The organism is Streptomyces sp. NPDC058697 (assembly GCF_042715345.1).
Classification (GTDB): Bacteria; Actinomycetota; Actinomycetes; order Streptomycetales; family Streptomycetaceae; genus Streptomyces; species Streptomyces liliifuscus.
Map to the genome: position 1 here is coordinate 39798 of NZ_JBHXSU010000012.1, position 12742 is coordinate 52539.

Annotated in this window: 12 protein-coding genes; 7 read left to right on the forward strand and 5 right to left on the reverse strand. The window is 70.7% G+C overall.

The window, feature by feature from the left end; all coding sequences use genetic code 11:
- The first annotated feature begins 147 nt into the window (after positions 1-147).
- The 5 genes from ACFWXQ_RS26515 to ACFWXQ_RS26535 all read left to right on the forward strand — a co-directional run bounded on the left by ACFWXQ_RS26515 (position 148) and on the right by ACFWXQ_RS26535 (position 4512).
- Positions 148-870, forward strand: coding sequence for a maleylpyruvate isomerase family mycothiol-dependent enzyme (locus ACFWXQ_RS26515; RefSeq protein ID WP_383936134.1), 723 nt, complete (start codon positions 148-150; stop codon positions 868-870).
- A 10-nt stretch (positions 871-880) separates the two neighbouring features.
- Positions 881-1537: an MBL fold metallo-hydrolase gene (locus ACFWXQ_RS26520; protein ID WP_383936136.1), complete on the forward strand. Its 657-nt coding sequence runs from the start codon at positions 881-883 to the stop codon at positions 1535-1537.
- Between the two features lie 412 nt (positions 1538-1949).
- Positions 1950-2834, forward strand: coding sequence for an ABC transporter substrate-binding protein (locus ACFWXQ_RS26525; protein ID WP_383936138.1), 885 nt, complete (start codon positions 1950-1952; stop codon positions 2832-2834).
- Entirely contained in the window at positions 2831-3745 is a 915-nt protein-coding gene (locus ACFWXQ_RS26530; protein WP_383936140.1) for an amino acid ABC transporter permease, read from the forward strand. The genes ACFWXQ_RS26525 and ACFWXQ_RS26530 overlap by 4 nt, the downstream gene beginning before the upstream one ends.
- A complete protein-coding gene (locus tag ACFWXQ_RS26535; protein ID WP_383936142.1) occupies positions 3742-4512 on the forward strand; it encodes an amino acid ABC transporter ATP-binding protein in 771 nt (256 codons plus the stop codon). Before ACFWXQ_RS26530 ends, ACFWXQ_RS26535 begins: the two co-directional genes overlap by 4 nt.
- 140 nt (positions 4513-4652) lie before the next feature.
- Here the strand turns inward: ACFWXQ_RS26535 and aroQ are convergent, their stop codons facing one another.
- On the reverse strand, positions 4653-5126 hold the full coding sequence (gene aroQ, locus ACFWXQ_RS26540) for a type II 3-dehydroquinate dehydratase (RefSeq protein WP_383936144.1): 474 nt from the start codon (positions 5124-5126) through the stop codon (positions 4653-4655).
- A 103-nt stretch (positions 5127-5229) separates the two neighbouring features.
- Here aroQ and ACFWXQ_RS26545 point away from each other — a divergent pair, with 103 nt between their 5' ends.
- Both ACFWXQ_RS26545 and ACFWXQ_RS26550 read left to right on the forward strand, forming a co-directional pair.
- Positions 5230-6276 carry a S66 peptidase family protein gene (locus ACFWXQ_RS26545; RefSeq protein ID WP_383936146.1) on the forward strand — a complete coding sequence of 349 codons (1047 nt, stop codon included), beginning with the start codon at positions 5230-5232 and terminating at the stop codon, positions 6274-6276.
- Positions 6277-6335: 59 nt separating this feature from the next.
- On the forward strand, positions 6336-7640 hold the full coding sequence (locus tag ACFWXQ_RS26550) for an MFS transporter (protein WP_383936148.1): 1305 nt from the start codon (positions 6336-6338) through the stop codon (positions 7638-7640).
- A gap of 134 nt (positions 7641-7774) precedes the next feature.
- Here the strand turns inward: ACFWXQ_RS26550 and ACFWXQ_RS26555 are convergent, their stop codons facing one another.
- From ACFWXQ_RS26555 to ACFWXQ_RS26570, 4 genes are all read right to left on the reverse strand, one after another.
- Entirely contained in the window at positions 7775-8875 is a 1101-nt protein-coding gene (locus ACFWXQ_RS26555; RefSeq protein ID WP_383936150.1) for a calcium:proton antiporter, read from the reverse strand.
- A gap of 71 nt (positions 8876-8946) precedes the next feature.
- A complete protein-coding gene (locus tag ACFWXQ_RS26560) occupies positions 8947-9249 on the reverse strand; it encodes a hypothetical protein (protein ID WP_383936152.1) in 303 nt (100 codons plus the stop codon).
- Between the two features lie 131 nt (positions 9250-9380).
- A complete protein-coding gene (locus ACFWXQ_RS26565; RefSeq protein ID WP_383936154.1) occupies positions 9381-10382 on the reverse strand; it encodes a TerC/Alx family metal homeostasis membrane protein in 1002 nt (333 codons plus the stop codon).
- 287 nt (positions 10383-10669) lie between these two features.
- The gene (locus ACFWXQ_RS26570; protein ID WP_383936156.1) at positions 10670-12715 is read right to left on the reverse strand and encodes a TerD family protein; all 2046 of its coding nucleotides are present in this window, start codon (positions 12713-12715) and stop codon (positions 10670-10672) included.
- Positions 12716-12742: the final 27 nt, after the last annotated feature.

Here is a 12742-nt window from a genome sequence, read left to right on the forward strand (position 1 = left end):
AGCGCCGGTCTGGTTTCCCTGCTTCACAACAATCCCGGGCCCTCCAGCATGCCCGACGCCACACCCGACCATATAGCACGTGCATTCGATTAACGGCGGCCGCCCGCAACCTTCACCCAAACGTGTGGCGGGACTATCGTCGGGCCCATGAACGATCATGTGCGCGACCTGGCGTCTGTACGTGACGCGACCGAGCGGCTCCTCACCGCAGTCGGCAAACTGGACAACGCCTCCGTGGCCGAGCCGTCACGGCTGCCCGGCTGGAGCCGCGGCCACGTCCTGGCCCACCTGGCCCGCAACGCGGACGCCCTGGTGAACGTCCTCGAAGGCCGGCCGATGTACGTCTCCGGGGAGGCCCGGGACGCCGACATCGGGCGGGACGCCCCACGGCCCCTGGAGACACAGCTCACCGACCTCCGCGAGAGCGCGGCCCGCTTCCAGGAGGCCGGGGCCGCACCCGCGGACTGGTCCCGCACGGTGGAGCTGCGCAACGGTGTCACCGACTCGGCGTCCGGGGTGCCGTTCCGGCGGTGGACCGAGGTCGAGCTGCACCACGTCGATCTGGGGATCGGATACGACCTGGAGGACCTCCCGGAGGAGTTCGTGGAGCGGGAGATCGTCTTCCTCACGGACCGTTTCGCCGGGCACCCCGAGGTGCCGCACACGCGCGTCACCGACGGCACGCGCGCGTGGAACACGGGACACGTCTCCGGAGACGGCGACCCGGAGCGATCGGTGGGCACCGAGGGCGGTGCGGAGGTGACCGTGACCGGCCCCGCGCCCGCGCTCCTCGGCTGGCTCGCGGGCCGCCGCGACGGGTCCGCGCTGAGCGTCGAAGGCAGTCCGCTGCCCGCCCTCCCCCCGCTATAGGCTGGGCGTCATGACGTACAGCGGAGCGGTGACGGTCGGCGGCCCTGCGGATGTGCACGAGTTGCGGGACCTGATGATCTCCAAGGTCGCGGTCGGCCCGATGAACAACAACGCCTATCTGCTGCGCTGCCGGGCCACGGACGAGCAGTTGCTGATCGACGCGGCCAACGACGCCGGGACGCTGCTCACGCTGATCGGTGACGACGGCATCGCGTCCGTCGTCACCACGCATCAGCACGGCGACCACTGGCAGGCACTCGCGGAGGTCGTGACGGCCACGGGCGCGCGCACGTACGCGGGACGGGACGACGCCGACGGCATCCCCGTACCGACGGACGTGCCCGTCCAGGACGGCGACGCCATCCGGGTGGGTCACGTGGAACTGACCGCACGCCACCTGGTGGGCCACACACCCGGCTCGATCGCCCTGGTCTACGACGACCCGCACGGACACCCGCATGTGTTCACAGGGGACTGTCTCTTCCCGGGTGGTGTGGGCAACACACGTAAGGACGCGAAGGCGTTCGCCAGTCTGATCCACGACGTCGAGACGAAGATCTTCGACGCGCTGCCGGACGAGACCTGGGTCTACCCGGGACACGGCGACGACACCACGCTGGGCGCCGAGCGTCCGCATCTGCCGGAGTGGCACGCGCGAGGTTGGTGAACCACGCCCGCCCGGAGGCGAATCGCCCATCGCCGGGCGGGCGTTGGCGAGCCATCCGATGTCGGGTGTGCGGTCCCCTGCCGTGCGCGCCGGTGCGCGCCCCGTGTGAACGGAGCGCACACTCCGGTGCCCCGCACGCGCTCCCGGCGCACGGGGCGCGCGCGGTCCACTGGTAGCTGGTCCCGCACAGGATGACGGCTCCTGCGCGGACGGGTCGCCGGCCTGTCGATCCCCGCCCTCGGCCGGCGGCCCCGCCCTGGCAGCGGTGGCCGACGTCCGGCGGCCACCGCCCAGGACGTCGTGACGCCCTGGCGCCCCACGAGTTCACAGCATTGCAACACCAGTTCCCATGATTCGGACAGTTGCCCCTGTGACCTCGACAGACGGGCCTGCCCACTGTCACTCTCCCGCCATGAATCTCGCCCAACGCGCCCTGCGCCGCGCCGCGTCCACCGCCACCGTCGCTCTGCTCGCCGTCGCCGTCGGCTGCGCCCCGCAGCCCGAGGAGAAGGCCTCCGACAAGCCCACCGGTTCCGGCGCCGAGCCGTGCGCCAAGGGCAAGCTGGGCACCGAGGTCTCCGGGAAGCTGACCATCGCGACCGACGAACCCGCGTACGAGCCGTGGTTCAAGGACGACAAGCCGGCCAACGGCGAAGGCTTCGAGTCGGCCGTGGCGTACGCCGTGGCGAAGCAGCTCGGCTACGACAAGGGTGACGTCGTCTGGCAGAGCGTGCCCTTCAACAAGGCCTTCGCGCCCGGCGAGAAGACCTTCGACTTCGACATCAACCAGGTGTCGATCAGCGACGAACGCAAGAAGGCCGTCGACTTCTCGTCCGGCTACTACGACGTGCGCCAGGCCGTCATCGCGCTGAAGGACTCCAAGGCCGCGAAGGCGAAGAACATCGCCGACCTCAAGGGCGTGAAGCTGGGCGCCCAGGTCGGCACCACCAGCCTGAACTACATCAACGACGTGGTGAAGCCGACCGAGGAGCCGGCCGCGTACGCGAAGAACGACCAGGCCAAGTCCGCGCTGAAGAACGGCCAGGTGGACGCCATCGTGGTCGACCTGCCGACCGCGTTCTACATCACCGCGGCCGAGGTGACGGACGCGAGGATCGTCGGACAGTTCGAGAACCAGGGCGGTGCGCCCGAGCAGTTCGGGCTCGTGCTGGACAAGGGCAGCGCGCTCACCTCGTGCGTGACGGACGCCGTGGACGCCCTGCGCGAGGACGGCACCCTCGCCGCCGTCGAGAAGCAGTGGCTGTCCGACGCCGTCGACGCGCCGGTCCTCAAGTGACGGTCGTGAAGGAGGAGTCGGCCGGGGAGCCGGAAGGAGACTCCGGCGAGGGAGAGGCGCGCGAGGCGTACGTCCCGTCGCGGCGGCGGATCGAGCGGGAGCGGTACAAGCGCTCCCGTGCCCGCCGCGCGACGGCGATCGCCGCGCTGTCCACCCTCGTGACCGGCATCGTCCTCTACCTCGTCGTCGTCAACGCGCCCGGCTGGCCGCGCACCAAGGAGACGTTCTTCAGCGCGCAGTACGCGCGCGAGGCGTTCCCCAAGGTCCTGGAAGGGCTGTGGCTGAACGTCCGGCTCCTGCTGGTGTGCGGCGCGGCGGTCCTCGTCCTCGGCATGCTGATCGCCGTCGCCCGCACCCTGCGCGGGCCGGTGTTCTTCCCGCTGAGGGCGCTGGCCGCCGCGTACACCGACTTCTTCCGCGGGCTGCCGCTGATCATCAACCTGATGATCGTGGTCCTGGGCGTGCCGGCGCTGCGGCTGCAGGGCATCACGGTCGACCCGGTGCTGCTCGGCGGGACGGCGCTCACCCTGACGTACTCGGCGTACGTCGCCGAGGTGTTCCGCGCCGGCATCGAGTCGGTCCACCCCTCGCAGCGCGCCGCGGCCCGCTCACTGGGGCTGAACAACCGTCAGGCGCTGCGGTACGTGGTGCTCCCCCAGGCCGTACGCCGTCAGGTGCCGCCGCTGCTCAACGACCTGGTGTCGCTCCAGAAGGACACCGGGCTCGTCTCGATCGGCGGCGCGGTCGACGCCGTACGCGCCGCGGACATCATCGTGGGCCGCAGCCTCAACTACACGCCGTACATCGTCGCGGGACTGGTCTTCGTCGCGCTGACCATCCCCATGACCCGCTTCACCGACTGGGTCACGGCACGGATGGACCGGCGGCAGGCGCAGGGAGGGAGCATATGAGCGAGACACCCAGGGACTCCGGCGTGCCCGTGCTGCGGATGGAGGCCGTCCGCAAGACCTTCGGCGACTCGGTGGTCCTGCGGGACGTCGATCTGGAAGTCGCCCCGCACACGGTGACGGCGCTGATCGGGGCCTCCGGCTCGGGCAAGTCGACGCTGCTGCGCTGCGCGAACCTCCTGGAGGAGATCGACGACGGCGCCATCTGGCTGGACGACGAGGAGATCACCGACCCCCGGGCCGACCAGGACGCGGTGCGCCGCCGGATCGGCGTGGTCTTCCAGGCGTACAACCTCTTTCCGCACATGACCGTCCTGCAGAACATCACGCTGGCCCCGCGCCGTGTGCACGGCGTGGACCGCGCGGAGGCGGAGGCGCACGCCCGTGAGCTGCTCGACCGGCTCGGGCTCGGCGCCAAGGCGGGCGAGTACCCGGACCGGCTGAGCGGCGGCCAGCAGCAGCGGGCCGCCATCGTCCGCGCCCTGGCCGTACGCCCCAGGCTGCTGCTCCTCGACGAGATCACCGCGGCCCTCGACCCGGAGCTGGTGGGTGAAGTCCTCGCTGTCGTGCGGGACTTGAAGGAGGACGGCATGACCATGGTGCTGGCCACGCACGAGATGGGCTTCGCCCGCGACGTCGCGGACCAGGTCTGCTTCCTCGACGGCGGCGTCGTACTGGAACGCGGCACGGCCGAGGAGGTGTTCGGCGACCCGCGGGAGGAACGCACGCGGCGGTTTCTGCGCCGGATCGTGGAGGCGGGACGGCTGTAGCCGACGGCCTGGCGCGGGGCGGGGCGGGATTCGCGGCCCGGGGCGGACGTGGACGGCGTGCGGAGATCCTGGATCGAGGTCATGCGTCGATGGTGGCACCCGCCACTGACAATCGGCCGCCGTCCGCCCGGCACCGCCCCTCAGGCGTCCGTCCGCCCCGCTCCCGCCAGTGCCGCGACCCGCTCCACGCCGAACACGTAACCCTGCACTCCGCAGCCCGCGATCACGCCGTCGGCGCGGAGCGAGACGTACGAGTGGTGGCGGAACTCCTCGCGCTTGTGGATGTTGGAGATGTGGACCTCCAGCACGGGCAGCCCGTCGCAGGTGTTGAGGGCGTCCAGGATCGCGACGGAGGTGTGTGAGTAGGCGCCGGGGTTGATCACGATTCCGGAGTGGCCGAGGCGTGCCTCGTGGATCCAGTCGACCAGCTCGCCCTCGTGGTTGGACTGGCGGAAGTCCACCGTGCCGCCGTGCGCTGCCGCCGCCTTGGCGCACATCGCCTCGACGTCGGCGAGGGTGTCGGAGCCGTAGATCTCCGGCTGACGCTGCCCGAGGAGGTTCAGGTTGGGGCCGTTGAGAATCATGATCGGGGCGTTGGCGAGGGTGCGGGGCACGGTTCCTCCGGTCCGGTCGGATGGCTCGGCCCGTTCGGGACCGCTGCTCGGACCCGGTTTATCACGGTGCGCCGACACCGGGACGGCCCCTACCCTCCCTCGCATGACGACTCCCGCGTACCCGCCCAAACCCGTGCCCGGCGACCGGGTGGCCGTGATCTCCCCGTCCGCCGGGCTGCCGGGGATCCTTCCGCTCCCGTACGAGTTGGGCCTGGAGCGGCTGCGCGAGGAGTACGGCCTGGAGCCGGTCGAGTATCCGGCGACCCGGAGGATGGGTTCGACGCCCCGGGAGCGGGCCGACGACATCCACGCGGCGTTCGCCGACCCGGACGTCAGGGCGGTCATGGCGTCGATCGGCGGTGACGACCAGATCACCGTGCTGCCGCTGCTGGACCGGGAGTTGATCCGCGCCGACCCGAAGCCGTTCTTCGGGTACAGCGACAACACGAATCTGCTCGCCCACCTGTGGAACACGGGGATCGTCGGCTACCACGGCGCGAGTGTGATGTGCGAGCTGGGCCGGCCCGGCGCCATGGACCCGCTGACCGCCGAATCCGTGCGGGCGGCGCTCTTCACCTCGGGCGAGTACGAACTGCGTCCGGCCGAGCGGTGGCGCGACGTCGACCGCGACTGGGCGGACCCGGCGACCTTCGCGTCGGAACCGGAGACCCGGCCCGGCGCCGGATGGACCTGGGTCAACGCCGACCGGGTGGTGGAGGGCCGCAGTTGGGGCGGCTGTCTGGAGATCCTGGCCTGGCTGCTGATGGCCGACCGGGAGATCCCGCGCGACCTCTCCGTCCATGACGGCGGCGTGCTCTTCCTGGAGACCTCGGAGGAACTGCCGAGCGGCGAGGAGGTCTTCCGCGTCCTGCGGAACATGGGCGAGCGCGGACTGCTCCGGCGTTTCTCCGCGCTGCTGATGGGCCGGGCGAAGACGTGGTCCTTCGAAAGCCCCAACAGCCCTGAGGAGGGCGCCCGTTACGCGGCGGAACAGCGCGAGGCCGTGCTGCGCGCCATGGGGGCGTACGCCCCCGACACCACGATCGTCTTCGATGTGGACCTCGGCCACACCGACCCGCAGATCGTCATCCCCTACGGGGGAGTGATCCGCGTGGACGGTCCCGCCCGGCGCATCACAGTGACCTACTGAGGCCACCGGGCCCCCACGCGCCCCCGTAACCCTTGGTGACCGTGGGTAGTTGACGCGACATGCACCGTGCACGCACAGTAAAGCCCCCTTCCATGCCTCGGCTCGCGGCGGCCTCCCTCGCCGGGACGGCCATCGAGTTCTACGACTTCTTCGTCTACGGGACGGCGGCCGCGCTCGTCCTGGGCCCGCTGTTCTTCCCCACGTTCTCTCCGGTGGCGGGGACGCTGGCGGCCTTCGGGACGTTCGGGGTCGGGTTCGTGGCGCGGCCGTTGGGCTCGGTCCTGTTCGGGCACATCGGGGACCGGCACGGACGACGGCCCGTTCTCGTCATCTCCTTGTTGCTGACGGGCGCCGCGACCGTCGCGGTCGGCTGCGTACCGACGTACGACTCCATCGGTACGGCCGCTCCCGTGCTGCTCCTTGTGCTGCGTTTTCTGCAGGGGCTGGGGCTCGGCGGGGAGTGGGGCGGGGCGGTGCTGCTGACCGCTGAACACGCTCCGCCCGACCGGCGCGGGCTGTGGTCGAGCTTCCCGCAGATCGGGCCCGCGGTGGGGTTCGTCCTCGCCAACGGGGTGATGCTGGTCCTGTCGGCGACGCTCTCCGAGGCGCAGTTCGCGAGCTGGGGGTGGCGGGTGCCGTTCTGGGCGGCGGGCGTGCTCGCGGCGGCCGGGCTGTGGCTGCGCTCCTCCCTGACGGAGAGCCCCCAGTTCCTCGAACTGCGCGAGCACGCGCGCGTGCCGCTCGTCGAGGTCGTACGCGAGCACTGGCGGCTCGTCCTGCTGACGGCGGGGGCGCTCGCGATCGGATACGCCGTGTTCTACGCGGTGACGACCTGGTCCCTCGCCTACGCGACCGAGCGGCTCGGGGTAAGCCGTACGGTCATGCTGGCCTGCATCATGGCGGCCGTCGTGGTGAAGGGGGCGCTGACTCCTTTGGTGGCGATTCTCGGCGACCGCCACGGGCGGCGGCCGCTGTGCCTTGCGGGCTGCGCGGCCAGCGCCCTGTGGATGTTCCCGATGATCGCGCTGCTGTCGACCGGCGAGCCGCTGCTGATGTTCCTCGGTTTCCTGGTCGCGCTGATCGCGTTCGTGACGATGTTCGGCGTGATCGCCGCGTATCTGCCGGAGCTGTACGAGCCGCGGGTGCGGTGCACCGGTGCGGCCGTGGGCTACAACCTGGGCGGCGTGCTCGGCGGTGCGCTCACGCCGATCGTGGCCACGGCGGTCGCCGAGCAGAGCGGGCGGGTTCCCTGGGGTGTGGCCGCCTATCTGACGGGCATCGCGCTGCTCAGTCTGGGGTGCTTCGCGTTGCTGCCGGAGACTCGGCCGGTGGCTGTTGTGGCGCCGGAGCCGGCCACGGGGTGAACCCTCGCTGGGTTCACTGATACGCCCAAGAGCTCGAAGAACAGGTTGAGTGGCGACTGCGGGCCGTCTGTAGCTGATCGCGCAGTTCCCCGCGCCCCTTCGGGGCCCTGGCCCGGCGCCTTCGGAAATGCTGCCTACGGGTTGATCGCGAGTTCCAAGTACGCCGCGAACAGGACCAGGTGGACGCCGCCCTGGAGTGGGGTGGCTCGGCCGGGGACCACGGTGAGGGAGCTGACCACCACGGTCAGGGCGAGCAGGACCATGTGGGTGGCGCCAAGGCCGAGGACGAGCGGGCCGGAGAGCCAGATGGAGGCGACGGCCACGGCGGGGATGGTGAGGCCGATGCTGGCCATCGCCGAGCCGAGGGCGAGGTTCAGGCTGGTCTGCACCCGGTCGCGGCGGGCGGAACGCAGTGCGGCGATCGTCTCGGGGAGCAGGACGAGCAGGGCGATGATCACGCCGACCACGGAGTGCGGCATCCCGGCCGCCTCCACTCCGGACTCGATGGTGGGCGACACGCCCTTCGCCAGACCGACCACGCCGACGAGGGCCAGTCCCAGGAATCCCAGGCTGATGCCCGCGCTTCTGGAGGACGGGGCGTCGGCGTGGTCGTCCGCGTCGATCACCTCGCCCTGCCGGGTGATGGGCAGGAAGTAGTCGCGGTGCCGCACGGTCTGGGTCGCCACGAACAGGCCGTAGAGGACGAGCGAGGAGAGGGCGGCGAAGGTGAGCTGGGCCGAGGAGAACTCGGGGCCCGGCTTGCTGGTGGTGAAGGTCGGCAGCACCAGGCTGAGCGTGGACAGCGTCGCAACGGTCGCGAGGGCGGCGCCGGTGCCCTCCGCGTTGAAGACGGCGAGCCCGTGCCGCAATGAGGCGACGAGCAGGCTCAGGCCGACGATGCCGTTGCACGTGATCATCACGGCCGCGAAGACGGTGTCGCGGGCGAGCGTGGAGCTCTTGTCGCCGCCGTCCGCCATCAGGGTGACGATCAGCGCGACCTCGATGATCGTGACGGCGACCGCGAGGACCAGTGAGCCGAAGGGCTCGCCGACCCGGTGCGCGACCACCTCGGCGTGGTGGACGGCGGCCAGCACGGCCCCGGCCAGTACCAGCGTCACCACGGCGACGACGGCGCCGGGCAGATCGCGGCCCCAGGTGAAGGCCAGCAGAACGACCGCCAGCGCGGGCACGACGGCCGTCCACTGCGTCACGAGTGACCGGAGCCGAGCGATCATGCAGCGATCGTCGCAGAGGTGAACGGGCCCCGCACTCCGGTCGCGCGGGCCCCGTTCACGGTCCGCATGGGCTACTTGAGCGGGCCCATTTCCCGCACGTCGCAGTTGGTGTAGACGCGCTCGCCGACGCACAGCGCGCCCAGTTGCTCCGCCAGCTTGGCCGTCTCGGGGGCGTCGCTGTTGCTCATGGCCTCCTCGTACGAGTCGAACTCGATCAGGGCCAGATAGCGACGGGGGTTGTCACGGTCCTGCAGGAGCACGCGGTACGTGGGCCCACCCGGCTTGCCCGCGTTGCGCTCCCCGGCTTCCTGGAGCAGCTGCTGCATCTCTTCCAGGCGCTCGGTCTCGAAGTCGATGATCTGCACGAACTTCATCGGTGTCTCCATCCGGCCACGGCGTCCCCGGGCCGGGAAACGCGCTCATGAAACAAGCAAGCACCGGGAGCGGTGGTCGGCAATTCGCCGCGGGCCGCTCCCGGTGCTGGTTGTTTCTACGTCCGACGTGGTCAGGCCTCGATGCTGTCCTTCGGAGCGCCTTCGTCGTCCTTCTGCGCCGCCTCGGCCGCCGCCTGCTTCTTGGAGGCCATGAGGCTGGTGATCGTGGTGACCACCAGGACCGCGCAGATCACGCCCAGCGAGACCGGGATGGAGATCTCCGGGACATGGACGCCGGACTCGTGCAGCGCGTGCAGCACGAGCTTGACGCCGATGAACCCGAGGATGACCGACAGGCCGTAGCTGAGGTGGACCAGCTTCTTGAGCAGTCCGCCGATCAGGAAGTACAGCTGCCGCAGACCCATCAGCGCGAACGCGTTGGCCGTGAAGACGATGTACGGGTCCTGCGTCAGGCCGAAGATCGCCGGGATCGAGTCGAGCGCGAAGAGCACGTCGGTGGTGCCGATCGCCAGCATGACGACCAGCATCGGTGTCATGACCCGCTTGCCGTTCTGCTGGATCCACAGCTTGGTGCCGTGGTAGCGGTCGGCGACTCCGAAGCGCTTCTCGGCGGCCTTGAGCAGCCGGTTCTCCTCGAACTCCTCGTCCTCGTCGTCGGCGCGGGCCTCCTGGATCAGCTTCCAGGCGGTGTAGATGAGGAACGCGCCGAAGATGTAGAACACCCACGCGAAGCTCGCGAGGATCGCGGCACCAGCGGCGATGAATATCGCGCGCAGGACGAGCGCTATGAGCACACCGACCAGCAGCACCCGCTGCTGGTACTGCGTGGGCACGGAGAACTTCGCCATGATCAGGACGAAGACGAAGAGGTTGTCGACGCTCAGCGACTTCTCGGTGATGAAGCCGGCGAAGAACTCTCCGGAGGGCTGCCCCCCGGAGAAGACGAGCAGTCCGAGCCCGAACAGCGCGGCCAGGACGATCCAGACGACCGTCCAGATTCCGGCTTCCTTGATCGACACGTCGTGCGGCTTGCGGCCGATGAAGAAATCGACCGCGATGAGGGCGGCAAGGCCCACGATCGTCAGGACCCAAAGGGTCACGGAAACATCCACTGCGCCTCCGGCAGTACGTAACGGCAAGTGTCAGCGTCGTCGCTGCCGGAGGTCTCTTCCACCCGATGCAGGTGGGGCGCGCGATGCGCCCGGTGCACTCGGGCCGGCGCCCCGGGATCTGAACCAGATCCGTATTGACGGGTACGCCGCAGTAGGTAGGGAGTACTCCCCTCCGCACGGACGACAGTACCCCAATCACCAAGGAAAGGTAAAGAGATTAGTAAAAGAAGAACCAAAAGTGCTGGTCAGGCGACTTGAAGAACTCTTGGTAAAGGGTGCGCGGAGCCTCAGCGGTTCCAGGAACGGCGGGCCGCCGCGACCTGGGTGAGGACGTGCTGGAGCACCTGGCTGCCCGGGGGGACGCGCGAGGGATCGTAGGTCCACGCATGCCCGACCCACGGGTCGGCGAGGTGGTCGTCGGGCGTGGGCGTGAGCCGCAGCAGCGAGCGCCACAGCGGGTCGAGCAGCGGTCCGTAGGCGGTGGCGTCCTCCCGGTCGGCGACCAGCATGAGGTGGACGCCGACGGCCGGGCCCTCGTCCGCGAGATAGCGCAGCTGGGTCACGGCACGGTCGTCGAAGCCGTGCGGGAAGTCGTTGACGATCAGCAGTTGCTCGGCCGTGTCGAGGCCCGGCGGCAGGGAGTCCGCCGCACCGCCGCGAATCGCCATCTGTACGAGGTCGACGCGCTGCGTGAGCCGGGCCAGGACGTCGGTCACCCCGGCGGCTCCTGCGGCGGGCGGGCCGTCGAGCACGCCGGTCTGCACGAGAGGCGCGAGGGACGAGGTGCCGGAGCCCGCCGGGTCGATGACATGCAGTGTGTACTCGCCCGCCGGGTAGACGGCGAGGAGCCGGGCCGCGATCGCCACCGCCGTGTCCATGCCGAGGCGGCGCAGGTCGTCGGAGTCGGCGATCGAACCGTCGAAGGATCCGGCGCGTCCGCTGTCTATCCACAGACCGCGCTCCAGCGGCAGCCGCACCAGCATCGGAATGCTCAGGCCCGCGCTCTCGGGCAGGTGGAGGTCGCCCAGGCGCAGGGCCATGGGAATCTCCATCGGGACCCGGTAGCCCTGCCAGACGGGGTTGTCCCAGCGGGCGAAGGCGGGAGGCAGCGCGGGCTCGACGACCTCTGCCTCGGCGGTGAGCTGGGCGAGGTCGCGGTCGAGGGCCTCCCTGGCCCGGTCGATCAACTGGGAGTGCTTGGCGCGGGCGGCCTCACGCGCCGCGTCACCCTGTCCGCCGATGCGGCTGCGCGGGTCGGACAGGACCTTGTCCAGCTCCTGCTCCATGCGCGACTCGGCGAAGTCGACCGCGCTGCGGTACGCGGCCGTGGCGCGGGCCAGGTCCTCGAACATGCCCCACACCTGGTTGTACAGGCGCTCCTCCATGGACCAGCCGGTCGCGTCGCCCGCGACGGGCTGCGCGGGCTGTCCCGGCCGGGCCGGGGGCGCTGTCGGCGGGGGCGGCGGAGGCGCGGCGGCCTGCCGTCCCGGGTGGCTGTAGTTGACGGGTCCGCCGGCTCCGGGACCGGCGGGCTGGGTGACGGCGGACGGGTCCGGCTGTCCGGGCCCCACGGGGTGGCCGCCCTGCGGCGTCGCGTGGCCAGCAGCTCCGGACGCCGTGTGTCCCTGCGCGCCCGGGTGTCCGTGCTGCGGTGGTACGTGGCCGGGGGCGCCCTGGGGCGTGGCTCCGCCCTGGTTCTGGCCGCCGAGCGCCGGGGTCGCGGCGTGCCGCGAGCGGTCGCCCTCCGATGTGCGCGGCGGGGGCGCGGCCACCGAACGGGCGAGGCCCTGGGCGACCGCTTCGTTGATGCTGCCCGCGAGCTGGTGGGCCTGGGGCAGACCTTGGTCGGCGAGGAGTTCGGCGAGGCCGCCCGCGTATCCCTGGCCCACGGCGCGGACCTTCCAGGCGCCCTGCCTGCGATAGAGCTCGAGTGCGACGACGGCCGACTCCGCGTCAAGCCCCGTGATCGTGTAGCTGGCGACCTCGGAGCCGTCGAGTCCGGTGACCGCGATGAAGGGCGCGGCGACGGAGCCGAACCTGACCGGCCCGCTGCCTCCGGACGGCAGCGCGAGCAGCACGCTGACCCGGTGCACGGACTCGGGCAGGGCGTCCAGGTCGCACGCGAGGCGGTGGTCCGCCGCCGCCTGCTTGGAGACCTCCAGGCCGGGCAGAGTGGGTGAGCCCGGGTGGGCCACCCACTCGACGCCGTGCACCGTGCCCTGTTCGTCGCTGAGCGTGGCCCCGGCCACGATCGGTTTTCCGGCCGACACCCGGATCTCAAGTCGGGCCTGGGGCAGCGGGTGGTTCTGCCCCCGGACCAGCTCAGCCGTCATCGCCTTCGTTCCCCCTATGTACTCGTA